Below are 26,730 nucleotides of genomic sequence, written 5' to 3' on the forward strand. Positions count from 1 at the left end.
GCCCCGCTCAGCGGACGACGAGCTGGACGGTGTCGACCACCGGCTCGTAGCCCAGCGCCAGGTAGAGCGCGTTGGAGGTCGGGTTGGCCTGGTCGGTGAACAGCGTGACCCGGTCCCCGCCCGAGCGCAGCAGGCGGGACACCTCGGCCACCGCGGCGCCGGCCCAGCCGCGACCGCGCAGCTCGACGGGCGTGTAGACGGGACCGACCCGCGCGACGCCGTACGACGCCGGGTTGGCGCCGGTCAGGTGCACCGGGCGGTCCTCGTCGTCGACCCAGAACCACAGCACGCCCTCAGCGAGCTTGCGCTCCACGTCGGCCATCCCGAAGGCGCTCGCCTCCTCGAGGTGCCCGGCCGGGCGGCCGGCCTGCTCGTCGGCGTCGGCGAAGAACCGGTGGATCCAGGCCAGCGCGAGCTCGGCCTCGTCGGCGCGCACCGGCCGCAGGCGGCCGGTCACGGCGCGCGGTTCGACAAGCGTGCCGAGCTCGAACAGCCGGAAGTGCACGTGCACCTCGACAGCGCCTCCGGTCGCCTCGGCGACCGCCGCCGCGAACACATCGGCGGCCGGCCGCAGCCCGGTCACCCCGCCGACCTCCTCGCCGCGCGCGAGCACCGCGGCCGCGAGCGCGCGGACCGCGTCGTCGGGCATCGCCAGCAGGTAGACCGGGTAGGGCGCGAACGGTGCGGTCCGCATCGCCAGCCCGGCGATCTGCCCCGCGCCGTCGCGCACGACCGCGAACCACGCGTGCGGTACGCCGGCCGGCGCCCCGTGCGCGGCGAAGCGGTCGGCGGTGGAGGTGACCACCGTCGCGGTCACCGGGTCCTCGGCCAGCCGATCCCCGGCGACCGCGAGGAAGGCCGCGGGGTCGTCAGTGAACCAGACGTCGTGGGACTCGGTCATCGGTCGCGCTCCAGCTTGTAGTGCAGCCTCATCGCCGTCGCGCCCCACAGCCGCAGCACGTGGTCGGTCCGCAGCACACCGCGGTCGTCGACGTAGAGGTGGAAGGTCTCGTGCACCGGCACCCGGGCAGCGTAGGTCGCGCCGCCGTCGGCCGCCACGACATAAGCGCCGTCGTCGCCGAACCGGCCCGAGGGCGAGACGAGCCGGAAGGAGCCGTCGGGCAGCACCTCGGGGCGCAGGAAGACCTGGAGGTTGCCCGACTCCAGCGGGAAGGCCACGTGCACCGACGCCCGTACGGCGTCCGGCAGCCGCCGCGTCGCGTAGCACCCGCTGAACACGTAGTCCCCCGTGGCCCGCAGGGTGCGCAGCCAGCCGGCGCCGACCTGGCGCCCGGCGGCGTCCCGGATCACCGACACCCGGCTGTCCATCCCCTGGGCCACGTCGAGCGGGCGCATGGGCAGCGCGAGCTGCTCGATGCGCTTGCCGAAGACGCGCGAGACCAGCTCACCGCCCGGCCAGGCCCACGGCGACCAGCCGCTCCACACCTCGACCCGCCAGTCGGAGGTGTGCTCGTAGAAGTCGCGCACCTGCGGCGCCACGTCGCGCGCACGGAAGCCGGGTCCGTCGAGCTCGTCGAGCGAGGCGAGCAGGCCCGCACCGGGCGTCGCGTCGTCGACCGTGCCGCCGTGCAGGGCCGCCTCGGCCGCCAACCAGCCGTCGCGGACCACGGCCGAGTCGCTGGTCGGGGCCCGCAGCCAGGCGTGCTCGCCGGCCACGTCGATCGGCCGCCCGAGCGCGCGCCAGAACTTGCGCGTGCCGAGATCGACCAGCGGCGTCACGAGCACGACCGGATCAGGCGCCCAGGCGGGCGAGCTCCTCGTCGATCACCGACGGGTCGAGCTTGACGAAGACCGGGCTCGGCTTGGCGACCGCACGGCCGACCTCGATCGGCCGGCGGCGCCAGGCCGGGAAGCCGGTGTAGTCGCCGGTGATGATCGGGTAGCCGCGCGCGGTGTCGTCGAGGTCGCTGACCTCCTCGATCCGCGGCATCGGCGCGATCGCACCGGAGCCGCCGAGCGCTTTGTCGACCTCGTTGGCCGAGAACGGCAGGAACGGGCTGAGCACCAGGTTGAGGTCGGCGACGCACTGGGCCATCACGTGCAGGATCGTGCCGAGCCGCTCGCGCTGCGCCTCGTCCTTGAGCTTCCAGGGCTCGGAGTCCGAGACGTACTTGTTGACCTCGGCGACGGCTCGCATCGCCTCGCCGATCGCCTGCTTCTGGCGGTGCTTGCCGATCAGCTCGCCGACCGAGGTGAAGGCACCCTCGACGGTGTCGAGCACGGCCTTGTCCTCGGCGCTCAGCTCACCGGCGGCCGGCAGCTCGCCGAAGTTCTTGGCGATCAGCGTGGCCGTCCGGTTGACCAGGTTGCCCCAGCCGGCGACGAGCTCGTCGTTGGTACGGCGCACGAACTCGGCCCAGGTGAAGTCGGAGTCCTGGTTCTCGGGGCCCGCCGAGGCGACGAAGTAGCGGAAGGCGTCGGGCTGGTAGCGCGCGAGCAGGTCGCGCACGTAGATGACGATCTTCTTGGACGAGGAGAACTTCTTGCCCTCCATCGTGAGGAACTCCGAGGAGACGACCTCGGTCGGCAGGTTGAGCACGCCGTACTCGCGGGGCTCGCCGCCCTTGTCGCCCTTGCCGGCGTAGGCGAGGAGCTCGGCCGGCCAGATCTGGGAGTGGAAGGTGATGTTGTCCTTGCCCATGAAGTAGTAGGACAGCGCCTCGGGGTCGTTCCACCACGCGCGCCACGCCTCGGCGTCGCCGGTACGCCGGGCCCACTCGATGGATGCCGAGAGGTAGCCGATCACCGCGTCGAACCAGACGTAGAGCTTCTTGGTCGGGTTCTCGCGCCAGCCATCGAGCGGGACGGCGATGCCCCAGTCGATGTCGCGGGTCATCGCGCGGGGGCGGATCTCCTTGAGGATGTTCTTGGAGAACCGGATGACGTTGGGCCGCCACAGGCCGGTCGCCTCGCGCCCGTCGAGCCACTCGGTGAGCGCCTCGGCCAGCGCCGGCAGGTCGAGGAAGAAGTGCTGGGTCTCGATGAACTCCGGCTTCTCGCCGTTGATCTTGGAGCGCGGGTCGATCAGGTCGTGGGGGTCGAGCTGGTTGCCGCAGTTGTCGCACTGGTCGCCGCGGGCGCCGTCGTAGCCGCAGATGGGGCAGGTGCCCTCGATGTAGCGGTCCGGCAGGGTGCGCCCGGTCGACGGCGAGATCGCGCCGTAGGTCGTCTGCTCGACGAAGTAGCCGTTCTCGTAGACGCCGAGGAAGAGCTCCTGGACGACGGCGTGGTGGTTGCGCGTCGTGGTGCGGGTGTAGAGGTCGTAGCTGACGCCGAGCCCGACCAGGTCCTCGACGATGAGCCGGTGGTTCTGGTCGGCGAGCTCCTGCGGGGTCAGCCCGGCCTCGTCGGCGGCGATGAGGATCGGCGTGCCGTGCTCGTCGGAGCCCGACACCATGAGGACGTCGTTGCCCGCCATCCGCTGGTACCTGCTGAACACGTCGGACGGCACCCCGAACCCGGCCACGTGGCCGATGTGGCGGGGACCGTTGGCATAGGGCCAGGCGACAGCGGAGAGGACGTGCGTCATGTCCTGAATCCTAGGGTCGACCCCTACGCGTTGAAGCGGCGGATCCGGCGGGCGGTCCGGGCGCGGATCCGCGGCAGCTCGGCGTACAGGTAGCGGCCGGGGCAGTCGGTGTCGTTGGTGTCGCGGTGACCGTCGATCACCGGGAGCACCACCGCGCGGCCCTTGCGGTACTTGTCGCTGCCGCGGGAGGTCACCTTGATGGTGCCGGCGGCGTTGCGGTGGTACTTGGCCAGCTTCCACGCCGCGACCCGGGTGACGCCGGCGATCACGGCGTCGCTGGGCGCGACCACCTCGTGGTTGCCGAGCACCGCGATGCCCACCGAGACGTGGTTGAACCCGAGGGTGTGCGCGCCCTGGGTCTCGTGCTTGGGACGCCGGCGCCCGGCCCAGATCCGGCCGAAGCGGTCGACGAAGAAGTTGTAGCCGACGTCGGACCAGCCCAGGGACTTGGTGTGGTAGCGGTAGATCCCGCGCAGGATGCCCGGCACGTCGGCGGCCGCGTAGTCGTTGCCGGTCGCGGTGTGGTGGACGTGGACCTGCTTGACCGTGCGGACCTGCACCGGCCGGCCGCTCGCCCAGGTCGGGTCGGCGCCCCACTGGGCGCGGGAGTAGAACGCCGGCTGCCGGTTCGGGGCCTTCTTCTTGGGCTTCGCGCCGGTGCGGGCGGTGACGGCCGCGTCGGAGGCGGCGGGTGCCCGGGTGGGCGTGACCGTGCTGTCGGCGCTGCGGACGCCGGGGTCGATCAGGGTGAGCACCGGCTGCACGATCGCGCCGTCGACCTCGACCTGGACGCCGTCGCTCGGGCCGACCCAGACCGGCTCGGTGGCCGACGGGGTGGCCCGGCCCTCGGCGGTGGCCGGGTCCGGCCGGTCGTGCAGCACGGGCAGCCGGCGCCAGGCGCTCCAGGCGCCGCCGGCCGCGCGCACCCGGGCCCGCACCCGGACCGCGCCGCGTCCGTCGCGCCAGGTCACGCCGAGCAGCGCGAAGCGGTCGGTGTCGAGGGCGGCGGTGCGCGCCGGTCCCCCGGCGCGGGCCAGACCGCCGGCGCCGATCGCCAGCGGGACGTCGACCGCGGAGACCGGGCTGTCGGTGCCCTCGGCGCGCAGCCGGACCCGCGGACCGGTGGTGGCGGGTGCGGGCGCCGCACCCGCGGGCGCGGCGCCCGAGGCGAGCGCGACCACCGGGACGGCGGCCACCGCGGCGGCCAGCCCGGCCAGGTCACGACGGCGGAAGGACGAGTCCGAGAAGCTCATGACCATCGAGCATGCGTCATCGGAGGCCGCTGCGCGAGTCCTCGCTCCGCGTGTCGCCGATCGCCGGGACTAAATCACACCCGTCACACCAGTCACAGGGGCACCAGGCTCAGCTGAAGTCCAGGTCGCCGTTGCGCGCGCGCTTGAGCTCGGAGAAGTACGGGAACGCGGCGACGGCCACGGTGCCGTCCCAGAGCTTCCCGGCGTCCTCGCCCCGCGGGATCCGGGTCAGCACCGGGCCGAAGAAGGCGGTGCCGTTGACGTGGATCGTCGGCGTGCCGACGTCGTTGCCGACCGCGTCCATGCCCTCGTGGTGCGAGCGCGCCACCGCCTCGTCGTACGACGCGTCGCCCGCGGCCTCGATCAGGCCGGCGTCGAGACCGACCTCGGCGAGCACCTCGGCGATGAGGCCGAGGCCCCCGTCGGGCTCGTGGTCGAGGCGGCGGCCGTCGAGGTGGATGCGCTGGCCGAAGGCGTCGTACATCGGGCGGAGCACCTTGTCGCCGTAGCGCTCCTGGGCGGCGATGAGCACCCGGACCGGGCCCCAGGCAGGCGCGAGGAGGTCGCGGTACTCCTGGGGGATGTCCTTGTCCTGGTTGAGGTAGGCCAGGCTCATCACGTGCCAGGAGACCTCGACCGGGCGGACCTTCTCGACCTCGAGGATCCACCGCGAGGTGATCCAGGCGAAGGGGCACAGCGGGTCGAACCAGACGTCGGCGCGGTTGCGCTCGGAAGTGTCAGCCATGCTCCACCAAACCTCCGGCTCCCCTCCGCGCATTCCCGCGCGGAGGTGAACATTCCTCAGCGGACCTGGACCGACCCGGTCACCCGCGCCGCGGGAACCACCGTCGAGCCGAGGTAGCGCACCCGGACCGCCTTGGTGCCCTTGGGCAGCTTGGCGACCACCCGGGCCACGCCGTTGGCGTCGAGCCGGACCGTCTGGGACCAGCGCCCGATCTTGATGAGCGCCTGGCCCGGGACCGGGCTGACGCCCGTCGCGAGCACCCGGACCCGGACGATCGCGCGGCCGCGCTCGGAGCGGGTCTTGAGCCGGAAGATCGCCGGCGAGGTCACCGGGGTCGAGGCCGACAGGGTCGTGTGGAAGGGCAGGTACTGCGCCCGGGTGGCGGTCATCTCGGCGGTGACCCGGCGCCCGACGTCGGCCGCGGTGAGCCGGTACGCCGTGCCGGTCGCGCCGGCGATCGGCACCCCGTCGCGCACCCACTGGTAGGTCACGGCCGTGCCGGTCGGGGTCAGCGTCCCGGGCGTCACGGTGAGCACCTGGCCCAGCGCCGGGCGGCCGGTGACGGCTGCGGGCGTGGTCGGCTGGATGACGCCGGCCAGCACCTGGCCCACCGGGTAGGCCGCCGAGACCATGTTGGCGTAGCCGGCCTGCTTGGCGACGACCTTGACGCTGATCTTCTTGCCGACCAGGGCCGCGGTCAGCGGCAGCCGGGCCGTGGTGTTGTCGGGGACCCGCACGCCGTCGGCGAACCAGCGCCACACGGTGGTGCTCGGCGCCGGCGCCCAGGTGCCCGCACTCGCGGTGATCACGTTGTCGAGCAGCAGCGTGCCGGTCACGACCGGCGCGGCACGCTGGGCGAAGTCGCCCTCGGCGACCGCACCGGTGGCCACGGAGTCCTGCACCCCGCTGGTGGCGCCCTTCTTGCTGGCGGTCACCCGGGCCGTGATCTTCTTGCCGACCACGGCCGCCGTCGGCGTGTAGGTCGCCGCGGTGGCCCCGGCGATCGCGGCGCCGTCGGCCAGCCACTGGTAGGCGTACCCGGTCGGCGAGCCGGACCAGGTGCCCGCGGTGGTCTTGAGCGCGACGCCGACCTTCGGCGTACCGGTGACGACGGGGCGCGCGGTGGCGCCGACCTTCTTGTCGACGATGTGGATGAAGCCGGTCGGCCAGCGGCCGCTCGACTTGGTGATCGAGCGCCAGTGGAAGGTGCCGCCCCAGCTGTCCTCGGAGATGATGATCTCGGTCGCCGAGACGACCCGCTCGACGTAGGCGACGTGGCCGGCCGAGCCGCTGCCGTTGGAGTAGCGCCCCCACCAGGCGACCGCGCCGACGTTGGGCACCTGGTCGGTCATGCTCGAGAGGAACTTGCCCCACTCGCTGGCGTTGCCGCCGCCCGACCACGGGCGGGTGGCCGGTCCCCCGGCCTTGATCATCCGGTAGGCCACGTAGTTGGTGCAGTTGTGGCCCGAGTACATGTTCCAGTACATCTTGCCGTTCACCGCGCCGTAGCCGCTGTCGGAGTAGCCGGCCTTGTTGCAGGCCGCGTAGCCCGTGCACAGGTAGGTCGTCGCCGCGCTCGGCACCACCCGTCCGGAGTGCTCCGCGGACGGTCCGGCGAGGACCACGAAGGTCGCCACGAGCGCGCTGGCCAGGACTCCGGTCCCCCAGCGCGCGACCGATCTGTGCCCAGGTCCCCGCAAGCGCATGTCGAACACCTTCGGGCACAAGCACCCCAGAACGCAACAAAAACCCCCGAAATCTCACCATTCACAGGCGTGTCGCGTTGACAAAAGTGAATTACATCGTTGTAGTTCGCACTTTTGTCCCCGATTGTCTGACAACTCGGAGCGGGTGCAAGGATGGCTGTCATGCCCGGCACCAACCTCACCCGCGACGAGGCGGCTACCCGCGCTGCGCTCGTCGACGTGACGTCCTATGTCATCGATCTCGACCTGTCCCGTGCGACGGAGGACGGCGTGGAGACCTTCGGGTCCACCACCACGCTGACGTTCACCGCGCGCCAGCCCGGATCGGCCACCTTCGCCGACCTGGTCGACGCGACGATCCACGAGATCACCCTCAACGGCACCGCGCTCGACCCGGCCACGGCGTACGCCGACAGCCGGATCGCGCTGCCCGACCTGCAGGCCGAGAACGTGCTCGTGGTCAAGGCCGACTGCACGTACTCCCACACCGGCGAGGGCCTGCACCACTTCGTCGACCCGGCCGACGGCAACGTCTACCTCTACTCGCAGTTCGAGGTCCCCGACGCCCGCCGCGTGTTCACCACCTTCGAGCAGCCCGACCTCAAGGCGCCGTTCACCTTCAACGTGACCGCCCCGGCGCACTGGAAGGTCGTCTCCAACGCGGCCACCCCCGAGCCGGCCCCGGTCCGCGACGGCGTGGCGCTCTGGAGCTTCCCGGCCACCCAGCCGATGTCGACCTACATCACCGCGATCGTCGCCGGTGACTACTACGAGGTCCAGGACGTCTACGAGGGCGCCCACGGCACGATCCCGCTCGGCCACTACAGCCGGCAGTCGCTCAAGGAGTACCTCGAGCGCGACCGCGACGAGATCGTCACCCTGACCAAGCAGGGCTTCGCCTTCTTCGAGGAGGCGTTCGGCTACCCGTACCCGTTCGGCAAGTACGACCAGCTCTACGTGCCGGAGTACAACATGGGCGCGATGGAGAACGCCGGCGCGGTGACCCTGCGCGACGAGTACCTCCCCCGCTCGCGCCAGCCGCGCTCGTTCTACGAGTTCCGCGCCTCGGTGATCCTGCACGAGATGGCGCACATGTGGTTCGGCGACCTGGTGACCATGAAGTGGTGGGACGACCTCTGGCTCAACGAGTCGTTCGCCGAGTGGGCCTGCTACCACGCCGAGGCCATGGCGACGTCCTACGACGATGCCTGGACCGGCTTCACCAACGCCCGCAAGCAGACCGGCTACCGCGCCGACTCGCTGCCCTCGACGCACCCGATCGCGGCCGACAACGTCGACCTCCACGCGGTCGAGGTCAACTTCGACATGATCACCTACGCCAAGGGCGCGGCGGTGCTCAAGCAGCTCGTGGCCTGGGTCGGTCTCGACCCGTTCCTGGCCGGGCTCAAGCAGTACTTCCACGACCACGCGTTCGGCAACACGGAGTTCTCCGACCTGCTGACCGCGCTCGAGAAGGCCTCGGGCCGCGAGCTCACCGGCTGGGCCCAGGAGTGGCTCCAGACCGCGGGCACCAACACCCTCTCCCCCGCGTTCGAGCTGGCCGCCGACGGCACCTACGCCGCGTTCGCGGTCAACCAGAGCGCGCCCCAGGACCACCCGACGCTGCGCCGGCACCGGGTCGGCATCGGCTTCTACAACAGCTCGCCCGAGGGTCGCCTCGTGCGCACCGACTACGTCGAGGTCGACGTCGAGGGCGCCCGTACCGAGCTCGCCGAGCTGGTCGGCAAGGCCCAGCCCGAGCTGCTGCTGCTCAACGACCAGGACCTGGCCTTCGCCAAGATCCGCCTCGACGAGCGCTCCCGGGCGACGGCCGTCGCGCGGCTGTCCGACCTCGACGACTCGCTCGCGCGGGCCCTGGTCTGGAGCGCGGCGTGGGACATGACCCGCGACGCCGAGCTCGCCGCGACCGACTTCGTCGAGCTGGTGCTCGGCAACATCGGCCGCGAGACCGACGCGTGGGGCGTGAGCCGGATCCCCGTCTACGCCGCCCAGGCCGTCGCGCTCTACAGCGACCCGGCCCGTCGTACCGAGCTCGCGGCGCGGTGGGAGCAGGGCCTGCGCGGCCTGCTCGCGGCCGCCGAGCCGGGCACCGACCACCAGCTCACGTTCGCCCGGTCCTACGCCGCGGCCGCGTCGAGCGAGGCGGCGATCGCCGACCTCGAGGCGATCCTCGACGGCTCGCTGACCTTCGAGGGCCTCGCCGTCGACCAGGACCTGCGCTGGGCGCTGCTCACCCAGCTCGCCCGGGTCGGCCAGGCCGACGACGCCCGCATCGACGGCGAGCTGGCCGGTGACAACACCATCTCCGGCCAGGAGAAGTCCGCCGCCGCGCGCGCCGCGCAGCCCACCGCCGAGGCCAAGGAGCGCGCCTGGACCCAGGCCCTCCTCGACCCGTCGGTGCCCAACGAGACCCAGCGCAGCGTCGTGCTGGCGTTCTGGCAGTCCGGCCAGGACGAGGTGCTCGCGCCCTACGTCGCCCGCTACCTCGACGAGGTCGCCGGCGCCTGGGACCGGCTCGGCTCGCACAAGGCCTCGGTCGCGCTGGAGCACATCTTCCCGCGTCTGATCGCCACCCCGGCCACGCTCGACGCCGTCGACGCCTGGCTCGCCGGCACCGGCGACAGCGTCAACCCGGGCGCGCTGCGCTACGTGCGCGAGGGCCGTGCCGACGTGGCCCGGGCGCTGGCCGCCCAGGCCACCGACGCCGCCCGCTGACCCTCGGCCAGACGCACCACGGCCCGGCACCCCTCGGGGTGCCGGGCCGTGCTGCGTGCGGGGGTGCTCAGTCCTTGGCGAGCTCGCCGAGGAGCTCGATGCCGCGGGTCAGCCCGCCGGCCAGGTCGCCGGTCGCGAACCGCTCGGTCATCGCGGTCACCGCGCGCGCCGACTCCTCGTCGGTGAGCAGCTGACGGGTGTGCCCGCCGGTGACGATCTCGACCACCCGGCGGTCGGGGTCGACCATGATCAGGATGCTGCGGGTGGGCAGCACCAGCGTGTTGTGCAGGCTGGTCGCGAAGTCGCGCGGGTCGCCGGAGGCGGCGCCGACGAAGACCGAGATCTCGGCCCGGCACAGCTGCTCGGCGGTGCGGATCGTGACGTCGAGGGCAGCGCGCTCGGCGGCGCTGAGGGCCGTGGTGGGCATGGCGCGGACTACCAGGTGCCGCCGGCGCCGCCGGCCTTGGAGTCCTCGGAGTCCGGCTCGGCGAGCTCACCAGCCGCCTTCCGCGGGCCGCCGAGCCACTGGCTCTCGGGCTCGAGCGCGTTGACGCCGAGGTTCTCGCCACGGGCGAGCGCCGGGGCGACGTAGAGCAGCGTGATCACCACGAAGACCAGCAGCGGGATGCCGCCGAGGATCAAGAACGCGTGGAGCACGTCGATGTCGGGCTTGGGCTCCCAGCTGCCCGGCCGCGGCACGGGCGTGTCGGCCGAGGCGGCACCCGCGCCGCCGACGACGAGGAAGGCACTCACTCCGACGAGGGTGCAGGCGGTGAGGAGGCGACGTACGGCAGTGCTGGTCACGGGCCTGAGGATATCGGCTCCGCGCCCCGCGTGGCGCGGTGGTGCCACCCCAGCGCGTTCACCGCCCATTTGGGACACTGAGCGGATGCTCGTCTCCGCCCTGTCGACCGCTGCTCCGACCAGCCCCTGCGCCGACGGCGAGACCGTGTGCGACCTGGCCTGGGACGTGACCGGCAACCGCCGCCTGGCCGAGTGGTCCGACGTCCTGATCGGCAAGCCGCTGGCCATCATCGGCCTGGTCCTGCTCGGCCTCGTCGCCCGCTGGATGCTGCACCGCGTGGTCGACCGGATCGCCCGGCGCGCCGAGCGCGGCGTCCTGCCCGAGCGGGTCGAGAACGCCGTCGCCGCCCGGCGCAAGCAGCGCGCCGCGACCATGGCCGGCGTCCTCAAGAGCATCATCACCTTCGTCGTGGTGGCCATCGCCGGGACCATGGTGCTCAGCGAGCTCGGGGTCGACATCGCGCCCATCATCGCCAGCGCCGGCATCATCGGCATCGCGCTCGGCTTCGGCGCCCAGTCGCTGGTCAAGGACTTCCTGGCCGGCATCTTCATCTTCATCGAGGACCAGTACGGCGTCGGCGACGTCGTCGACCTCGGCGAGGCCAACGGCACCATCGAGCTGGTCACCCTGCGGATGACCCGGCTGCGCGACATCAACGGCACCGTCTGGTACGTCCCCAACGGCGAGATCCTGCGGGTCGGCAACAAGAGCCAGAACTGGTCGCGCGCGGTCGTCGACGTCAGCGTCGGCTACAGCGAGGACCTCGCCCGGGTCCAGCGGGTGCTGCGCGACGTCGCCCACGACCTGTGGCAGGACGACGAGTTCAACCACGTCATCATCGAGGAGCCCGAGGTGACCGGCGTCGAGATGCTGGCGCCCGACGCGGTGACCATCCGGGTGATGGTCAAGACCGCGCCGCTCGAGCAGTGGGCGGTCGCCCGGGCGCTGCGCCAGCGGATCAAGGCCCGCTTCGACCACGAGGGCATCGAGATCCCGTTCGCCCAGCGGGTCGTCTGGCACCGCGAGGACCGCCGTGCCGGCGGCGAGCAGGGGCCCGCGCCGGCCGCCGCGGGCGACGAGGGATGATGGTCGGGTGAGTGACGAGACGAGCTTCTACGACGAGATCGGCGGGTTCGAGACCTTCCGCCGGATCGTGGCGAAGTTCTACGAGGGCGTGGCGGCCGACGAGGTGCTCCGCCCGATGTACCCCGAGGCCGACCTCGGCCCGGCCGAGGAGCGCTTCCTGCTCTTCCTGGTCCAGTACTGGGGCGGGCCCACGACGTACTCCGAGCACCGCGGGCACCCGCGGCTGCGGATGCGCCACGCGCCCTTCGCCGTCGACGCCGACGCCCGCGACCGCTGGCTGACCCACTTCCGGGCCGGCCTCGACAGCGTCGCGCTGACCCCCGAGCAGGACGCCCGGTTCTGGGACTACGTGACCCACGCGGCGACCTTCATGGTCAACACCCCGGGCTGAGCCCGAGAAAAACTTCCCGGGCGATGTAACGCCCGGGCCCTCTCGCGACAGGTACTCCACGAGGGGCCGCTCCCGGCCCCTCGTCCTGTGACCGGAGCGCTCCGGTCTCCGGACCGAGGTGTTGAGAGATGAACATGACCCGACCGGACTGGATCGAGGCCTTGCGCGCGGACGTGCGCCCGGCCGATCCGGAACCGGCACTGCTCGCGCAGTTGGTGGAGCTGAGCCGAGGCTCGGCCGCACCGGCTACGCGACCGAGTCGGTCGGCTGGTGCGCGATGGGCGATTGTGCTGGGGGGTGCGATCGCCGTCGGTGCCACCTCGTGGGCTGCGGGTGCCCTGCCCGGAACGGATTCTCCGTTCCGCCCCGAGGAGCACGTGACGCACCAGCCGGCCGACCCCTCTCCCGGAGGCGTCGGAACCCCACACTCCGATGATCCGGAGTCACCCGCCGAGGGAGAGTCCCCATCCCCGACCTCGGCGGGTGATGCGGGGTCGACCGCGCCCGCCTCGCCGGGCACCGCGGGGACCGACCCGGCGCTCGTACCGGACGGCTCGGGCTCGCCACCGGCGCTCGACCTGCCCACCCCGAGCCTTCCCCTCCCCTCGCTCCCCTCGGTCCCGATCACCCCGCCCGTCCCACCCGTCCCGTCGGCCCCGCTGCCGCCGGGACTCAGTCATGCTCCGGGGCCGGGCGACCTCTTCGACAAGCCCGGCAAGCCGCCGGTGCCCGTCCCCGAGCACGGCGACCGGGACGACCAGGGCGACCAGGACGCGCACGACCAGCAGGGCAACGACGACGACCAGCAGGGCGACCACGACGCACGCCGCTCCCCCCAGCCGCAGGAAGCGCAGGTGGCCTCGGCTCAGTGACCTCCGACGACATCGTCGCCGCGGCCCAGCGCGGCGACCCCGAGGCGTGGCGCGAGCTCTACCGAGCACACGCCACGCGTCTCGTCGTCTGGTTGCGCGCCCGGGGTACCGGCGACGAGACCCCCGAGGACATCGCCGCGGCGTCGTGGCTGGTCGCGGCCGAGAAGATCGCCGGCTTCGAGGGCGACGGCGACGCCTTCGCCGCCTGGCTGTTCGGCATCGCCCGGCACCACCTGGCCAACGCCCGGCGCCGCTCGGCCCGCCGCGACCCCAGCGTCCTCGCCCCCACCGCCCCCGGCCTCGACCCCGGTCCCGAACCGGCGACGACCGGCAGCGACTGGGCCCGCCGGCTGCTCGCCACGCTGCCCGAGCGCGAGCGGGACGTGGTCACCTGCCGCGAGGTGCTCGACATGGACGTACCGACCACCGCGACCGCGCTCGGCCTGCGCCCGGTCGCCGTACGGGTGGCGCACCACCGGGCCCTCAAGCGCCTGCGCGGCCGGCTGGACGCCGACCCGGCAGAGACCTCGGGACCCACGGGTCCGACCGCCGCACCGACCGCTGCACCGACCGCCGCGCCAGAGGCCGGGTGAGCTTGTGGTGTGCTTTCTCTACTCTGGACGTAACAACCGCACCTCCCGGCTACATGAAGTCGGTGAGGACAGCCCCCGTCTCGGGAGGGGCCTGACCGGGTACCCGACCCGAGCACGACCGACAGGCAGCAGGCCATGAGCACCGATCGCCGCACGGAGCGGCTCCGCGTCGACGTACCGACGCTGGAGCCGGACCCCGCGTTCCTCGGCATGCTCACCCACCTGAGCGCGTCCTCGGTGCCGACGGCACCCCCACGTACGGCTCGGTCCTCCGGGCTCCGCCTCGTCGTCGCGACGGCCTCCGTGGCCGCGATCGCGGCGGCGACCTGGGCAGCGGGCATCCCCACCGGCACGGAGATCCCACTCTCCCCCGCCGACGCCCCGACCAAGGTGGAGCCCACCGGGAACCCGAGCCCCGGAGACGTCGGAACCCCACACTCCGACGTATCCACGCCCGGCAGCCCCCTGTCCCCGGGGCTGCCGGGTTCCTCCCGCTCATCGGTGGACCCCTCCGGCACGGGGTCGGGCACGGGGTCGGGCACCGGGTCGGGCACTGCGCCCGGATCGGCCGGGGAGCACGCGACCGACCCGGGCACCGACGGCGACGAGCCCCACGGCAAGCCCGGTGACAAGCCCGAGAACAAGCCCGGCGGCAAGGGCCACGACCAGGGCAACGGCAAGAGCCAGGGCAAGGCCAAGGGGCACGACAAGGACAAGGGCAAGGACAAGGCCAAGTCCCACGGTCAGGGCAACCCCGGCGGCAAGGGCCAGGACAACGGCAACAGCAAGGGCCACGACAACGGCAAGGGCAAGGCCAAGGGCCACGGCACCGACCGATAGCCGATAAGTCGCCCGGAGGGCCCGGGGCACGCGACAATGAGGCCCCACGCCCCGGGACGACTCCGGAGGCGTGCAGGCCAATAGGGGTGGGACACGTCTGGTGCGAGCCGACGACGAGCTGGTCGCCGCGGCGAAGCGCGGTGACGCCGCTGCGTGGCGCGAGCTCTATCGCGCCCACGCGGGCCGGCTGCTGCTCTGGCTCGAGTCCCGGGCGAAGCCGGGCGGCGAGGCGCCCGACGACCTGGCCGCCGCGGCGTGGCTGGTGGCGGCCGAGCGGGTGGCGGACTTCACCGGGACCTCGTCGGACTTCGGTGGCTGGCTCTTCGGCATCGCCCGCAACCACGCGGCCAACGCCTCGCGGCGCGGGGCGACCCGTTCACGCGGCCTGGAGACGCTCGGTGCCGACGCGACCGTGACCCTGCCGGGGCCGGAGCCACGCCTGATCGCCGACGAGTGGGTCCGCGAGGCGCTCGCCTCGCTGCCTCCGCGGGAGCGCGACGTCATCGCCTGCACCGAGGTGCTCGACCTCGACGTCGCCGCGACGGCGGCCGCGCTCGGGATGTCCGCCGTCGCCGTCCGGGTCGCCCGGCACCGCGGCCTCAAGCGGCTGCGCGGCGTCCTGGACCACCCGGGAACCTAGAACACGTTCTATCCTGGCGTCATGACGCTGCAGGTCTCCGACGAGAACCGGGTCCGCACCCTGACCCTCGACCGCCCCGAGGCGCTCAACGCCTTCAACGAGGAGCTGTACGACGCGACCGCCGAGGCGCTCCTCGCCGCGGCCGCCGACCCCACGGTCGCCGTCGTCCTGCTCACCGGCGCCGGGCGGGCCTTCAGCGCCGGGACCGACCTGCTCGAGATGCACCGGATCGCCACCGACCCCACCTTCGTGCGCGGCCGGCACGGGTTCATCGGCCTGATCGACGCCCTGGCCGACTTCCCCAAGCCGCTCGTCGTGGCCGTCAACGGGCTCGGCCTGGGCATCGGCGCGACGATCCTGGGGTTCGCCGACCTCGGGCTGATGTCCACCGAGGCCCGGCTCAAGTGCCCCTTCACCTCGCTCGGCGTGGCGCCGGAGGCCGCGTCGTCGTACCTGTTCCCGGCGCTGGTGGGTCGCCAGAACGCCGCCTGGGCCCTGCTCTCGGCCGAGTGGATCAGCGCCGAGGAGGCTCGTGAGATGGGCCTGGTCCGCACCGTGTGCGCGCCCGGCGACCTGCTCGCGACCGCCCGGCGCCAGGCCGAGGTCCTCGCCCGCCGGCCGATCTCGTCGCTGATCGCGGTCAAGCACACCATGACCGAGCCGCACCGCGCCGCCATCCGCGCCGCCCGGGACCGGGAGAACGCCGCCTTCGCCGAGCTGATGGGCGGACCGGCGAACCTCGAGGCGCTCGCCGCCTTCGCCGAGGGCCGCGAGCCGGACTTCAGCGGGCTGTGACCATGTCCCCGAGCGCCTCGACCAGCGCCTCGCGGAATCCCGGCGGCGGCGTCATCGAGCGCTGGGTCTCGGTGTCGAAGAAGACCAGCACGACCTTGGAGCGGGCCAGCACCTCGCCGCCGTCCGCACCGCCCACGCCGTCGGTGATCTCGGACTCGATCACCATCGACTTGTTGCCGATCCGGGAGATCACCGACCAGCAGTCGTAGGGCTGCGGGCGCAGCACGATCGGCGCGACGTACTCGACGTCGGCCTGGGCGAGCACGCTCACGACCCGCGGGAAGCCCTGGAGGCCCTGCTGGAGGCGCCGGATCGAGCCGATCCGCGCCTCCTGGAAGAACTCGAAGTACTTCACGTTGTTGACGTGGCGGTAGATGTCGAGGTCGGAGAAGCGCACCTGCACCGGGTAGTGCGAGGCGTGCTCGCGCGCCACGTCGACCAGGACCGGGCGGGAGCGGACCTCCCCCAGCTCGGCGTACGGCGCGAGCGCGGTGCGCTCCTGCTCGTCGAGGCGGCGCGGCGTACCGGTGGCGAGGACGAACGGCGCCAGCACGGTCCGGGCCCGGAGGTAGACGGTGCGGGTGCCGTCGGCGTCCTCGGTGAAGATCTCGTGGTCGAGGGTGAAGCTCGCGGTCCGGATCTCGCTGACCCACGACTCGATCGCCACCGCCTGGAACCGGAAGCGCAGCGGTGCCCGGAAGGTCACCTCGTGCCGGCGCACGACGTAGGCGTCGTTGTGGTGGTGCTCCACCCCGGCAGCGGTGCGGCAGGCGTGCAGGAGCGCGCCGCGCGCCTCCTGGAGGTAGTCGACGTACTTCACGTTGTTGACGTGGTTGAGCTGGTCGATGTCCCCCCAGCGCAGGGGGCAGTCGTAACGGTGCCGCACGCGTGCATGCTTCCACGGGAGGCCCCCACCGCGGGGTGGGGATCCGCATGCAGGGACCGCTGTGTGGGATCTGCCACGACTGCAACCTGTTACAGGTCTGCCGCACTACGCTGTCCGGGTTCAGCCTGTCACCGCACCGAGGAGTCTCCATGCCCGAGGCCGTCATCGTTTCAGCCGCCCGCACGCCGATCGGCCGTGCCAACAAGGGCTCGCTCAAGGACTTCCGGCCCGACGACCTGACCGCGTTCATCGCGAAGGCCGCGCTCGACAAGATCCCCGCGCTCGACCCCAACGACGTCGACGACTTCCTGCTCGGCTGCGGCCTGCCCGGCGGTGAGGCCGGCAACAACATGGCCCGCATCGTCACCAGCCTGATGGGCTACGAGATCCCCGGCGCCACCATCACCCGGTACTGCTCCTCGTCGGTGCAGACCTCCCGGATGGCCTTCCACGCGATCAAGGCCGGCGAGGGCGACGTCTTCATCTCCGCCGGCGTCGAGACGGTCTCGCGCTTCCAGTTCGGCACGTCCGACCACATCCCGAACACCAAGAACCCCCTCTTCGCCGACGCCCAGCAGCGCACCGAGGACTACGCCCAGGGCGGCAAGGACTGGCACGACCCGCGCGAGGACGGTCTGCTCCCCGACGTCTACATCGCCATGGGCCAGACCGCCGAGAACGTCGCCCGGATGCGCGGCCTCAAGCGCGAGGACCTCGACCACTTCGCCGTCCGCTCGCAGAACCTCGCCGAGAAGTCCATCAACGACGGCTTCTGGGCCCGCGAGATCACCCCGGTCACCCTCGCCGACGGCACCGTCGTCTCGGCCGACGACGGCCCGCGCGCCGGCGTCACCTACGACGCGATCTCCCAGCTCCAGCCGGTCTTCCGCCCCGACGGCGTCGTGACCGCCGGCAACTGCTGCCCGCTCAACGACGGCGCCGCCGCCGTCGTGATCATGTCCGACACCAAGGCCGCCGAGCTCGGGCTCACCCCGCTGGCCCGGATCGTCTCCACCGGCGTCTCGGGCCTCTCCCCCGAGATCATGGGCCTGGGCCCGGTCGAGGCCACCCGCAACGCCCTCAAGCACGCCGGGATGAGCATCGACGACATCGACCTCGCCGAGATCAACGAGGCCTTCGCCGCCCAGGTCCTGCCCTCGGCCGAGGACCTCGGCATCCCGATCGAGAAGCTCAACGTCAACGGCGGCTCCATCGCCGTGGGCCACCCCTTCGGCATGACCGGCGCCCGCCTGCAGAACACGCTGCTCAACTCGCTGCAGTGGCACGACAAGTCCACCGGCCTGATCACCATGTGCGTCGGTGGCGGCCAGGGCATGGCGATGATCCTGGAGCGCCTCTCCTGACGCTCCCCTGAGCGACTGTCGGTGGCGGGCCGTACCTTGCCGTGCATGAGCACGGAGATCGAGGTACGGCCCGCCACTGTCTTCGAGGACGTCCGGGCCCTGGTCGGCCCCCAGCGCCCCGACGCCAGCGTCTGCTGGTGCCTGAGCTATCGGATCCCGTCCAAGGTCAACAACGCCATGCGTGGGCAGGAGCGCGGCGCGTTCGTCGCGAAGCTGCTCGACGACGGACCGCTCGGGGTCCTCGCCTACCGCGACGACGTCCCCGTCGGGTGGGCGGCCGTGGCTCCGCGCGCGGACACGACCTTCGCCCGCAACCGCAAGATCCCCCACGTCGACGACCTGCCGGTGTGGTCGGTGTGGTGCATCCGGGTCCGGCCCGGCCACCGCGGCCAGGGCATCTCGCACGCCCTCATCCAGGGAGCGGTCGGCTACGCCCGCGACCACGGCGCGCCCGCCCTCGAGGCGTACCCCCTCGACAACGGCGAGGCCCGGGTCGACCAGACCATGGCGTACGCCGGCCTGCGGGCCAACTTCGAGGCCGCCGGCTTCCGCTGGGCCGCCGACACCACCTCGGTGCTCAACGGACACCCGCGCGTACTGCTCCGGCACGACCTCACCCAGGACCTAGACTGACGCGGATGACTGACGAGACCGCCGCCTCCCTGGCCGCCGCAGCCGGCCACGAGCCGCGGTGGCTCGACGAGGAGCAGCAGCGCACCTGGCGCTCGTTCCTGCTCGGCACCACGCTCCTGCTCGACCGGATCGACGAGGACCTGCGCCGCCAGCACGGCCTGTCCGCGGTCGAGTACGAGATCCTGGTCCGCCTCTCCGAGTCCGAGGGCCGGCTCCGGATGGCCCAGCTCGCCGCCGCCCTCGCGCACAGCCGCAGCCGGGTCACCCACACGGTCAAGCGGATGGAGAAGGCCGGCCTGGTCCAGCGCGAGGAGTCCCCCGAGGACGGCCGTGGCGTCGACTGCCGGCTCACCGACGCCGGCTACGCCATGCTCACCCTCGCCGCCCCCGGCCACGTCGACACGGTCCGGCAGTCGCTCATCGACCTGGTCGCGCCCGGCGACCTCGACGCGCTCGGGCGGGTCATGGACGCGGTGTGCGACGAGCTGATCTGCGCGCACCCGGAGCGCGAGATCCGCTAGCCGGGAACGGCTCCGCCTGCGTCAGCACGGGCCCAGCGCACGGCCCGGCGAGCGGCCGCCGCCGGCATGGCGAACGGCCCCGGCGAACCCCTCAGGGGGCCGACGAGGCCGTTCGGTGCACGGTGCGGAGCGCGCGGAGCGCGGTCAGTCGCGGGTGAGGCGACGGTGCGTGACGCGGTGCGGGCGGGCCGCCTCGACGCCGAGGCGCTCGATCTTGTTGTCCTCGTAGGAGGCGAAGTTGCCCTCGAACCAGAACCAGGCGCCCTCGTCGTCCTCGGTGCCCTCCCAGGCGAGGATGTGGGTGGCCACCCGGTCGAGGAACCACCGGTCGTGGGAGGTCACCACGGCGCAGCCCGGGAAGTCGAGCAGGGCGTCCTCGAGCGAGGACAGGGTCTCGACGTCGAGGTCGTTGGTCGGCTCGTCGAGCAGGAGCATGTTGCCGCCCTGCTTGAGGGTGAGCGCGAGGTTGAGGCGGTTGCGCTCACCACCGGAGAGGACGCCGGCCTTCTTCTGCTGGTCGGGGCCCTTGAAGCCGAACGACGCGACGTAGGCGCGGCTGTTCATCTCGAAGTTGGCGACCTTGATGAAGTCCAGGCCGTCGGAGACGACCTCCCAGACGTTCTTCTTGGGGTCGATGCCGCCGCGGCTCTGGTCGACGTACGAGATCTTGACTGTCTGGCCGACGTTGAGCTTGCCGGAGTCGGGCTGCTCGTTGCCGGTGATCATCCGGAACAGGGTGGTCTTGCCGACGCCGTTGGGGCCGACGACACCGACGATGCCCGCACGCGGGAGCGTGAAGGAGATGTCGTTCCACAGGATCCGGTCCTCGAAGCCCTTGGTGAGGTGCTCGGCCTCGAGCACGACGTCACCCAGGCGCGGGCCCGGCGGGATGTTGATGTCGGCGGCGTCGATCTTGCGGGCCTTGTCAGCCTCGGCCGCGAGCTCCTCGTACCGGGCCAGACGCGACTTGGACTTGGTCTGGCGGGCCTTGGCGTTGGAGCGGACCCACTCCAGCTCCTTCTCGAGCATCTTGGCGCGCTTGGCGTCCTTGGCGCCCTCGACCTTGAGCCGCTCCTTCTTGGTCTCCAGGTACGTCGAGTAGTTGCCCTCGTAGCCGTGGATCGAGCCGCGGTCGACCTCGGCGATCCACTGGGCGACGTTGTCGAGGAAGTACCGGTCGTGGGTGACCGCCAGGACGGCGCCCGGGTAGGACTTGAGGTGACCCTCGAGCCACTGCACGGACTCGGCGTCGAGGTGGTTGGTGGGCTCGTCGAGGAGCAGCAGGTCGGGCTGCTGGAGGAGGAGCTTGCACAGCGCCACGCGGCGCCGCTCACCACCGGAGAGCTTGTCGACGAGGGCGTCGGAGGGCGGGCAGCGCAGGGCGTCCATCGCCTGCTCGAGCCGGCTGTCGAGGTCCCAGGCGTTGGCGTTGTCGAGCTCGGTCTGCAGCTCGCCCGTCTCGGCCATCAGGGCGTCCTGGTCGGCGTCGGGGTCGCCCATCTCCATGTAGGCGTCCTCGAGGCGCTTCATCTTGGACTTGATGTCCGCCACGGCCTCCTCGACGTTCTCGAGGACGGTCTTGCCCTCGGTCAGCGGCGGCTCCTGCTGGAGCATGCCGACCGTCGCGTCGGGGTCGCGCACGATGTCGCCGTTGTTGGGCTGGTCGAGGCCGGCCATCAGCTTGAGCAGCGAGGACTTGCCCATGCCGTTGGGTCCGACGACACCGATCTTGGCGCCGTGCAGGAAGGACAGCGTCACGTTGTCGAGGACAACCTTGTCGCCATGGGCCTTTCGCACGTTGCGCAGCGAGAGCACGTATTCCGCCATGGGGCCAAGGCTACGCAGCATCCGGCGGATCACGGTGGTCGGGGTCGCTCCGCGCCGGGGTCGTCGGGCGCCGGTGGCGCGGGCGGGCGGTGGGGCGGGGACGGCGGACCCGGCGGGGCCGGGCGCGGGAGCGGCGGCGCGAGGGTCATGCGGCGGTGCTCCGGTCGGTCGCGGCCGGCGGCATCGGCGGCATCGCCGCCAGCGCCGCCAGCGCCGCAGGGGTCGCCGGGGTCGTCGGGCGCCGGTGGTGCGGGTGGGCGGTGGGGCGGGGACGGTGGGCCCGGCGGGGCGGGGCGCGGGAGCGGCGGCGCGAGGGTCATGCGGCGGCGCTCCGGTCGGACGCGGCGGGGAGCCCGGAGGCGGCCTCAGCTGCCCCGGCGGCATCGGGCGGCAGCGGTGCGGCCTTGACGAAGGTGGCCACCCCGCGGGTCAGGTCGTGGCCGAGGGTCAGGGCGTCGATCTCGACGGCGACGGCCTCGAGCCCGTGCTTGTTGACGTAGGTGCGGTGGGTGAGCCGGCCGTGCACGATGACCGGGTCGCCCTGGTGGAGCGAGCTCGCGGCGTGGGAGGCGAGGCGGCGCCAGGCGCTGACGGCGTACCACTGGGTCTCGCCGTCGACCCACTCGGCGGCGGTGCGGCTGAAGTGGCGGGGTGTGCAGCCCACCCGGAAGCCGAGCACCGGGACGCCGCCGACCTCGCGGGCGGTGGGCTCGTTGCCGATCCAGCCCTGGACGGTGACCAAGGGGGCGTTGGACATGGGATTCTCCTCTCGATGGCGCCCGGTCGGGGTGACCGGGCAGGAGAGAAGTCCATGGCAGGGGGCCGGGGATGCGGGTCCGGGTCAGGGCGGGCTGGGGAGAGAAGAGCCCCGGCCCGCCGGCTGTGGAGAGCCGAGGGACCGGGGCGGTACGTCTGGGAGAGGCGTGAGGTTCAGCGGGTCAGGAACGCGCGGCGTTGATGCCCCGGCGGAAGGCCGCGTACGACGCGAGCTCGGCGCCGAGCGGCTGGACCACGTCGGCGTCGAGCACCTGGTGCACGACCCCGCGCAGCCGCTCGTCGGCCGCCTCGGCGCGCTGCCGGGCGAGCCCGCGCACGAGCATCCCCCCGACCACGGCGAGGAGCAGCCCGAGCACCAGCCCACCGATGCCGAGCACGGCCGGCAGCGGGAGCCCGGCGACCTTGGTCAGGTCGCCGGCGTTGCCCTGGACCGCGGCGACGCCCCACCAGACGAAGCCGCCGACGGCGGCCAGCAGGAGCAGCCAGTGCAGCACCCGGACCAGGCCCACCCACGCGGGCAGCCGGCCACCGAGGTCGACCCGGCGCAGCTCCTGGTCGAGGCGCTGGCCGGCGCTGTCGAGGCGGCCGGTGGCCGCGGCAAGCACGTGCCGGGTCCAGCCCGGTCCGACGCCCGCGGCGGCCTCGTCGGCCAGCCCGCGCACGGTGGTGTCGACGGCGGCGCGGTCGAGCGGGGCGACCTTGGGGTCGGTGGAGAGCGCCGTCGCGTCGTCGCCGCGACCGCCCAGCAGCGCGAGCGGCGGCCAGGCGACGGCACGGCGGGCGCGCTCGCCGACGGTGCGCTCGATGCCCTCGACGACGGCCGAGACGCCGGCCGCGTCGGCGACGCGGTCCTCGACGTCCTCGATCCGGCTGGGCGCGAGGTCGGCGGCGGGCGTGCTGCCACCGGCCTGCTCGAGGCGCCCGGCGGCGGCGGCGATGTCGGCCTCGACGCGCAGCGACGTGCTCCGCTTGTCGTGGACCCGGCGCAGGATCTCCTGGCGCAGCTCAGGCATGCCGATGCCCTCGCGCGCCGAGATCGGCAGCACGGGGACGTCGGGCAGGCCGTCGGCGGCCAGCAGCCGGCGGACGTCGTCGATCATCGACTGGCGGCGGTCGAGCGGCACGGTGTCGATGTGGTTGAGCGCGACCAGGATGACGTCCTGGTGGGTGCTCATCGGCTTGAAGTAGCGGTCGTGCACGGCGGCGTCGGCGTACTTCTGGGGGTCGAGGATCCACACCATGAGGTCGGCGGTGGCGACGAGCCGGTCGACCTCGAGGTGGTGGGAGACCTCGGTGGAGTCGTGGTCGGGCAGGTCGAGCAGGACGACGCCGTCGAAGTCCTCGTCGCCGCGCGGGGTATCGAGCATCGAGTCGCGCATCGTCTGGTGGCGCGGCGGGATGCCGAGCCACTCGAGCAGCTCGCCGGCGCCCTGGCTCCCCCACACCACGGCCGTGGCCCACGAGGTGGTGGGCCGGCGGATGCCGACGGAGGAGAGCTCGAGCCCGGTCAGCGAGTTGTACGTCGACGACTTGCCCGAGCCCGTCGCTCCGGCGATGGCGACGACCGTGTGGCGCGCCGAGAGCCGCAGCCGGCCGGTCGACTTGTCCACCGCCGCCGCGACCTCGTCGAGCACCGCGTCATCGAGCCGGCCGCGCGCGGCCTGGGCCGCCGCGTCGAGCCCGGCGACCTTGGCGCCGATGGCCGATCCCCGCGTGGCGAGGTCGGCAGGGACCTTCGTCGCGTCGTCGAGACCTTGCGTCACAGGTGTCCACCCGTTCCCTTCTTAGCCGCGGCGAACCGCAGGTCGTCCACCCGGCGAGCGGCCTGGCGGAGCTGGTCCGGCGCGTCGGGCTTGAGCTGCCACTGTGCGGCCGGCGCGAGGTAGCGGGCGCGCTCGGCGCCCATCAGGGTCGTCAGCCGGCGCGCGAGGTCGCCGCGCGCCTGGTCGACGAGTCGGTCGGCGCCGGCCTGTCCGAGCGTGGTGGCGAGGAGACCCTCGCCGAGCCGGACGGCCTCGGCCGCGTCGCCCTGGGGCTGGGCTCCGGCGAGCGCGACGACGCCGAGCGTCACCGCGAGCCCGCGGACGCCGAGCGCGAGGAAGCGCGCGCTGTGGCGCGCGTCGCCGGCCTCGGTGCGGACGAGGTCCTGGAGCCCGTCGTGCCAGGTGCGGACCTCCTGCTCGGCCTGGGCACGCAGCCCCCGGCCGGCGCGGGACAGGTCGTCGGTGGTCGAGCGGAGCAGCGCCTCGCCGTAGGACTTCTCGCGCCACGCGGCGGCCGCGGTCGAGGCGGCCCGCTCGGCGTGGTCGGCGACGAGCGTCTCGAGCGCCATCTCGATGGCGAGCCCGACCCGCTCGGCCTGCTGGGGCTTGCCCTTGATCGCGTTGACCAGCCGCTCGCGCACGAAGCCGACCTTGGCCTCCAGCGTCCGGACCAGCTCGCCGCTGCCGACGAACTCCTGCCAGCGGGCGAGCAGGTCGCCGCGCAGGAGCGTGCCGTCGGTGCCGGCGCTCACCAGGGCCGTCTGGGCCTCGTCGTAGACACGGTCGGCGCGGGCGAGGAGGTCGGCCACGGCCCCGACCTGGAGGTCGACGGCGTCGGCGATCGGGAACGCCTTGCGGGTCACCGTGCGCACGGCACCGGCGACGGTCTGGTTGACGACGTCGCGCTTGGCGGCGGTGTCGGCGGCCAGCGCGTCGAGCCAGCCCTTGATCTCGGCACCGTACGACGCGGGCAGCAGCCCCTCGTCGCTCACCGGCCCCTGAGGTACGGCGAACAGCGGGCTGTCCTTGAGCCCGCGGGCCGCCATCATCCGGGCGAGGTGGACCGAGACCGTCGAGACGTCGTCGGCCGAGGTCCGGCTGAGCACGAGCGCCACGGCCGTGTTGCGGTCGACCGCCTGCTTGAGGTGGTCCCACGGCACCTGGTCGGAGTAGCGCGCCGCCGAGGTGACGAACAGCCACAGGTCGGCCGCGGCGAGCAGCTGACCGGCGAGCTCACGGTTGCGCTCGTCGACCGAGTCGACGTCGGGTGCGTCGAGGATCGCCAGCCCGCGCGGGACCTCCAGGCTCGGGACGAGCTGGATGGCGTCCTGGTCGGTGGTCGGCTGGGCGACCCGGGCGAGCTCGGGGAGCAGCCGGTCGGCGCCGAACCAGCGGCCGTCGTCGGGGTGGTGGACCAGCACGGGCGAGCGCGTGGTCGGCCGGAGCAGACCGGGCGTGGTCACCTTGGTGCCGACGAGGGTGTTGACCAGGGTCGACTTGCCGGCGCCGGTGGAGCCGCCGACCACGACGAGCAGCGGCGCCTCGATCTCGGTCAGCCGCGGGATGATGTAGTCCTCGAGCTGCTCGATGATGTGCTCGCGACCGACGCGCAGCGCGTCGACGCTGGGCAGGTCGAGCGGCAGCGGCGCGTTGTTGAGCGAGCCGTGGAGACGCACCACCTCGGTGAGCATCCGGCCGTCGACGTCGTCGGTGAGGCCGGCGCCCGTCGAGGCCTGGTGTCCGGGAGTCATCGCTGAGGTACCACCTGTCCGGGAAATGCGATCTGCGGCCGGGCTGCCTGGATCCGCCCGAGGAAGTCCTGTCCGCGCACCTGCCAGTCGGCCGGCGCGGTGCCGCGCAGGAGCCGGTGATGGAGGTAGCCCAGCTCGATCGCGGCCTGCTGGTAGTCGCGCATCGCGCGCTCGGCGTCGGGTCCGCCCATCCGGCGCGCGAACTGCCGGGCCTGGCGGCGCGCACGGAGGTTGACCACCCAGCCGATGTCGGTCGCCGGCAGCAGGCCGCGCTGGGCGGCGTCGGTGAGCGAGACCCGGAGGACGTGCGCCTCGGTCTCGCGCGACCACCACGCCAGCGCGATCATGCCGATGAACGCCGGCGCCATGATCACGACGTAGACCACGGCGAAGCTGCCGAAGCCGAAGATCGTGGAGGCGTTCCAGACGCCGTGGGCGAGCACGGCGAGGGCGTAGCCGCCCAGCGGCGCGAGCCAGCGCACGGAGCGGCGCCGCGAGGCGACCGCGAGGCCGACCCCGACGCCGGTGAAGGCGGTGAAGAGCGGGTGCGCGAACGGGCTGAAGATGCACCGGACGACGAAGGTCCCGGTCACCGCCTCGATCCCGCCCGGCCCCATGCCGTCGGTGCCGTTGTAGGCCGCGGCGAGGTAGAGGATGTTCTCGGTGAACGCGAAGCCCACGCCGACCATGCCGGCGTAGACGATGCCGTCGAGGACCCCGTCGATCTCGGCCCGGCGCCACCAGAGCAGCAGGACCAGGAAGAGGCCCTTGCTCGCCTCCTCGATGACCGGCGCGGCGATCGCGAGCGAGGCGTCGTCGGTGAACCCGACGATGAGCCCGCCGAGGCCCTGGATGACGATGGCGGCCATCGTGGCGACGAAGGCGCCCCAGGCCAGGCCCGAGGCGAGCAGGATCCGCGGCTCGGGCTCGTAGCGGTCGAGCCACAGGTACGCCGCCAGGACGGGCCCGACGGGCAGCGCGGCGAGCGCGGTCGCCAGCAGCGTGATCGTCGGCGCGCCGGAGAGCGCGAGCACGAGCAGTGTCAGCAGCGCTCCGAGCGCCACCGCCACGGCCACGACGACCGTGAAGGCAACACTGTTGCGACGGACTGCTGGCATGGGCCGCAGCCTATCCGCAGCGTGCCGCGCGCCTGAGATCGCCGCGTCTTCACGGGCGTGCGCGCGTGCGTACAGTAG

25 protein-coding genes are annotated in these 26,730 nt (G+C 72.7%); 11 read left to right on the forward strand and 14 right to left on the reverse strand.

All coding sequences use genetic code 11. The features are described 5' to 3' along the window. Window positions 1–7 precede the first annotated feature (7 nt). The 6 genes from CCO04_RS22035 to CCO04_RS22060 form a co-directional block, all read right to left on the reverse strand. On the reverse strand, window positions 8–901 hold the full coding sequence (locus CCO04_RS22035; protein ID WP_215816321.1) for a GNAT family N-acetyltransferase: 894 nt from the start codon (window positions 899–901) through the stop codon (window positions 8–10). Further along, window positions 898–1,740, reverse strand: coding sequence for a hypothetical protein (locus CCO04_RS22040; RefSeq protein ID WP_215816322.1), 843 nt, complete (start codon window positions 1,738–1,740; stop codon window positions 898–900). Before CCO04_RS22040 ends, CCO04_RS22035 begins: the two co-directional genes overlap by 4 nt. Window positions 1,741–1,753: 13 nt before the next feature. Beyond that, on the reverse strand, window positions 1,754–3,550 hold the full coding sequence (metG, locus tag CCO04_RS22045) for a methionine--tRNA ligase (protein WP_215816323.1): 1,797 nt from the start codon (window positions 3,548–3,550) through the stop codon (window positions 1,754–1,756). Between the two features lie 23 nt (window positions 3,551–3,573). After that, window positions 3,574–4,803: an N-acetylmuramoyl-L-alanine amidase gene (locus CCO04_RS22050; RefSeq protein WP_215816324.1), complete on the reverse strand. Its 1,230-nt coding sequence runs from the start codon at window positions 4,801–4,803 to the stop codon at window positions 3,574–3,576. A 109-nt stretch (window positions 4,804–4,912) separates the two neighbouring features. After that, entirely contained in the window at window positions 4,913–5,548 is a 636-nt protein-coding gene (locus CCO04_RS22055) for a DsbA family protein (protein ID WP_215816325.1), read from the reverse strand. A 56-nt stretch (window positions 5,549–5,604) separates the two neighbouring features. After that, window positions 5,605–7,254 (reverse strand): CHAP domain-containing protein, encoded by a 1,650-nt coding sequence (locus tag CCO04_RS22060; RefSeq protein WP_215816326.1) that lies wholly within the window; start codon window positions 7,252–7,254, stop codon window positions 5,605–5,607. Between the two features lie 162 nt (window positions 7,255–7,416). Between CCO04_RS22060 and pepN the strand changes: the two genes are divergently transcribed. Further along, window positions 7,417–9,990 (forward strand): aminopeptidase N, encoded by a 2,574-nt coding sequence (gene pepN / locus CCO04_RS22065; RefSeq protein ID WP_215816327.1) that lies wholly within the window; start codon window positions 7,417–7,419, stop codon window positions 9,988–9,990. A 67-nt stretch (window positions 9,991–10,057) separates the two neighbouring features. Here pepN and CCO04_RS22070 read toward each other — a convergent pair whose 3' ends face one another. Together CCO04_RS22070 and CCO04_RS22075 are read right to left on the reverse strand one after the other, a co-directional pair. Continuing rightward, window positions 10,058–10,417 (reverse strand): DUF5130 family protein, encoded by a 360-nt coding sequence (locus tag CCO04_RS22070; protein ID WP_215816328.1) that lies wholly within the window; start codon window positions 10,415–10,417, stop codon window positions 10,058–10,060. An 8-nt stretch (window positions 10,418–10,425) separates the two neighbouring features. After that, on the reverse strand, window positions 10,426–10,794 hold the full coding sequence (locus tag CCO04_RS22075; RefSeq protein WP_215816329.1) for a hypothetical protein: 369 nt from the start codon (window positions 10,792–10,794) through the stop codon (window positions 10,426–10,428). 85 nt (window positions 10,795–10,879) lie between these two features. Here CCO04_RS22075 and CCO04_RS22080 point away from each other — a divergent pair, with 85 nt between their 5' ends. From CCO04_RS22080 to CCO04_RS22110, 7 genes are all read left to right on the forward strand, one after another. Beyond that, complete coding sequence (locus CCO04_RS22080; RefSeq protein ID WP_215816330.1) at window positions 10,880–11,881, forward strand: mechanosensitive ion channel family protein; 1,002 nt, start codon at window positions 10,880–10,882, stop codon at window positions 11,879–11,881. A gap of 7 nt (window positions 11,882–11,888) precedes the next feature. Further along, window positions 11,889–12,272 carry a globin gene (locus CCO04_RS22085; RefSeq protein WP_215816331.1) on the forward strand — a complete coding sequence of 128 codons (384 nt, stop codon included), beginning with the start codon at window positions 11,889–11,891 and terminating at the stop codon, window positions 12,270–12,272. A 377-nt stretch (window positions 12,273–12,649) separates the two neighbouring features. Further along, complete coding sequence (locus CCO04_RS22090; protein WP_215816332.1) at window positions 12,650–13,144, forward strand: hypothetical protein; 495 nt, start codon at window positions 12,650–12,652, stop codon at window positions 13,142–13,144. Beyond that, complete coding sequence (locus tag CCO04_RS22095) at window positions 13,141–13,737, forward strand: RNA polymerase sigma factor (protein ID WP_215816333.1); 597 nt, start codon at window positions 13,141–13,143, stop codon at window positions 13,735–13,737. The genes CCO04_RS22090 and CCO04_RS22095 overlap by 4 nt, the downstream gene beginning before the upstream one ends. A 135-nt stretch (window positions 13,738–13,872) precedes the next feature. After that, window positions 13,873–14,577, forward strand: coding sequence for a hypothetical protein (locus tag CCO04_RS22100; protein ID WP_215816334.1), 705 nt, complete (start codon window positions 13,873–13,875; stop codon window positions 14,575–14,577). A 100-nt stretch (window positions 14,578–14,677) separates the two neighbouring features. After that, on the forward strand, window positions 14,678–15,217 hold the full coding sequence (locus CCO04_RS22105) for an RNA polymerase sigma factor (RefSeq protein ID WP_215816335.1): 540 nt from the start codon (window positions 14,678–14,680) through the stop codon (window positions 15,215–15,217). A gap of 21 nt (window positions 15,218–15,238) precedes the next feature. After that, window positions 15,239–16,012 (forward strand): enoyl-CoA hydratase/isomerase family protein, encoded by a 774-nt coding sequence (locus tag CCO04_RS22110; protein ID WP_215816336.1) that lies wholly within the window; start codon window positions 15,239–15,241, stop codon window positions 16,010–16,012. Here CCO04_RS22110 and CCO04_RS22115 read toward each other — a convergent pair. Continuing rightward, window positions 15,999–16,898, reverse strand: coding sequence for a thioesterase family protein (locus CCO04_RS22115; protein ID WP_215816337.1), 900 nt, complete (start codon window positions 16,896–16,898; stop codon window positions 15,999–16,001). The two genes, CCO04_RS22110 and CCO04_RS22115, sit on opposite strands and share 14 nt — an antisense overlap. Window positions 16,899–17,047: 149 nt before the next feature. On the opposite strand from CCO04_RS22115, the gene CCO04_RS22120 reads away from it, so the two are divergent. The 3 genes from CCO04_RS22120 to CCO04_RS22130 are packed head-to-tail and all read left to right on the forward strand — an operon-like array spanning window position 17,048 to window position 19,416. Further along, a complete protein-coding gene (locus CCO04_RS22120) occupies window positions 17,048–18,262 on the forward strand; it encodes an acetyl-CoA C-acetyltransferase (protein ID WP_215816338.1) in 1,215 nt (404 codons plus the stop codon). 45 nt (window positions 18,263–18,307) lie between these two features. Continuing rightward, the gene (locus tag CCO04_RS22125) at window positions 18,308–18,895 is read left to right on the forward strand and encodes a GNAT family N-acetyltransferase (RefSeq protein ID WP_215816339.1); all 588 of its coding nucleotides are present in this window, start codon (window positions 18,308–18,310) and stop codon (window positions 18,893–18,895) included. Window positions 18,896–18,900: 5 nt separating this feature from the next. Further along, on the forward strand, window positions 18,901–19,416 hold the full coding sequence (locus tag CCO04_RS22130; protein ID WP_215816340.1) for a MarR family winged helix-turn-helix transcriptional regulator: 516 nt from the start codon (window positions 18,901–18,903) through the stop codon (window positions 19,414–19,416). 144 nt (window positions 19,417–19,560) lie between these two features. Here CCO04_RS22130 and ettA read toward each other — a convergent pair whose 3' ends face one another. The 5 genes from ettA to CCO04_RS22155 all read right to left on the reverse strand — a co-directional run bounded on the left by ettA (window position 19,561) and on the right by CCO04_RS22155 (window position 26,652). Continuing rightward, window positions 19,561–21,243 (reverse strand): energy-dependent translational throttle protein EttA, encoded by a 1,683-nt coding sequence (ettA, locus tag CCO04_RS22135; protein WP_215816341.1) that lies wholly within the window; start codon window positions 21,241–21,243, stop codon window positions 19,561–19,563. A 316-nt stretch (window positions 21,244–21,559) separates the two neighbouring features. Next, entirely contained in the window at window positions 21,560–22,000 is a 441-nt protein-coding gene (locus tag CCO04_RS22140) for a single-stranded DNA-binding protein (protein ID WP_215816342.1), read from the reverse strand. 181 nt (window positions 22,001–22,181) lie between these two features. After that, window positions 22,182–23,783 (reverse strand): ABC transporter, encoded by a 1,602-nt coding sequence (locus CCO04_RS22145; protein ID WP_215816343.1) that lies wholly within the window; start codon window positions 23,781–23,783, stop codon window positions 22,182–22,184. After that, window positions 23,780–25,534: a dynamin family protein gene (locus CCO04_RS22150; protein ID WP_252373716.1), complete on the reverse strand. Its 1,755-nt coding sequence runs from the start codon at window positions 25,532–25,534 to the stop codon at window positions 23,780–23,782. Before CCO04_RS22150 ends, CCO04_RS22145 begins: the two co-directional genes overlap by 4 nt. Continuing rightward, the gene (locus tag CCO04_RS22155; RefSeq protein WP_215816344.1) at window positions 25,531–26,652 is read right to left on the reverse strand and encodes a PrsW family intramembrane metalloprotease; all 1,122 of its coding nucleotides are present in this window, start codon (window positions 26,650–26,652) and stop codon (window positions 25,531–25,533) included. Before CCO04_RS22155 ends, CCO04_RS22150 begins: the two co-directional genes overlap by 4 nt. Window positions 26,653–26,730: the final 78 nt, after the last annotated feature.

This window comes from Pimelobacter sp. 30-1, from assembly GCF_018831735.1.
Lineage (GTDB): Bacteria > Actinomycetota > Actinomycetes > Propionibacteriales > Nocardioidaceae > Nocardioides.

Bases quoted from the DNA above. Each gene is read 5' to 3' on its own strand.
- CCO04_RS22155 (WP_215816344.1), bottom strand. From the start codon at position 26,652: ATGCCAGCAGTCCGTCGCAACAGTGTTGCCTTCACGGTCGTCGTGGCC.
- CCO04_RS22050 (WP_215816324.1), bottom strand. From the start codon at position 4,803: ATGAGCTTCTCGGACTCGTCCTTCCGCCGTCGTGACCTGGCCGGGCTG.
- CCO04_RS22130 (WP_215816340.1), top strand. From the start codon at position 18,901: ATGACTGACGAGACCGCCGCCTCCCTGGCCGCCGCAGCCGGCCACGAG.
- pepN (WP_215816327.1), top strand. From the start codon at position 7,417: ATGCCCGGCACCAACCTCACCCGCGACGAGGCGGCTACCCGCGCTGCG.
- CCO04_RS22060 (WP_215816326.1), bottom strand. From the start codon at position 7,254: ATGCGCTTGCGGGGACCTGGGCACAGATCGGTCGCGCGCTGGGGGACC.
- CCO04_RS22140 (WP_215816342.1), bottom strand. From the start codon at position 22,000: ATGTCCAACGCCCCCTTGGTCACCGTCCAGGGCTGGATCGGCAACGAG.
- CCO04_RS22035 (WP_215816321.1), bottom strand. From the start codon at position 901: ATGACCGAGTCCCACGACGTCTGGTTCACTGACGACCCCGCGGCCTTC.
- CCO04_RS22110 (WP_215816336.1), top strand. From the start codon at position 15,239: ATGACGCTGCAGGTCTCCGACGAGAACCGGGTCCGCACCCTGACCCTC.
- CCO04_RS22100 (WP_215816334.1), top strand. From the start codon at position 13,873: ATGAGCACCGATCGCCGCACGGAGCGGCTCCGCGTCGACGTACCGACG.
- CCO04_RS22070 (WP_215816328.1), bottom strand. From the start codon at position 10,417: ATGCCCACCACGGCCCTCAGCGCCGCCGAGCGCGCTGCCCTCGACGTC.
- metG (WP_215816323.1), bottom strand. From the start codon at position 3,550: ATGACGCACGTCCTCTCCGCTGTCGCCTGGCCCTATGCCAACGGTCCC.
- CCO04_RS22150 (WP_252373716.1), bottom strand. From the start codon at position 25,534: ATGACTCCCGGACACCAGGCCTCGACGGGCGCCGGCCTCACCGACGAC.
- ettA (WP_215816341.1), bottom strand. From the start codon at position 21,243: ATGGCGGAATACGTGCTCTCGCTGCGCAACGTGCGAAAGGCCCATGGC.
- CCO04_RS22125 (WP_215816339.1), top strand. From the start codon at position 18,308: ATGAGCACGGAGATCGAGGTACGGCCCGCCACTGTCTTCGAGGACGTC.
- CCO04_RS22055 (WP_215816325.1), bottom strand. From the start codon at position 5,548: ATGGCTGACACTTCCGAGCGCAACCGCGCCGACGTCTGGTTCGACCCG.
- CCO04_RS22080 (WP_215816330.1), top strand. From the start codon at position 10,880: ATGCTCGTCTCCGCCCTGTCGACCGCTGCTCCGACCAGCCCCTGCGCC.
- CCO04_RS22120 (WP_215816338.1), top strand. From the start codon at position 17,048: ATGCCCGAGGCCGTCATCGTTTCAGCCGCCCGCACGCCGATCGGCCGT.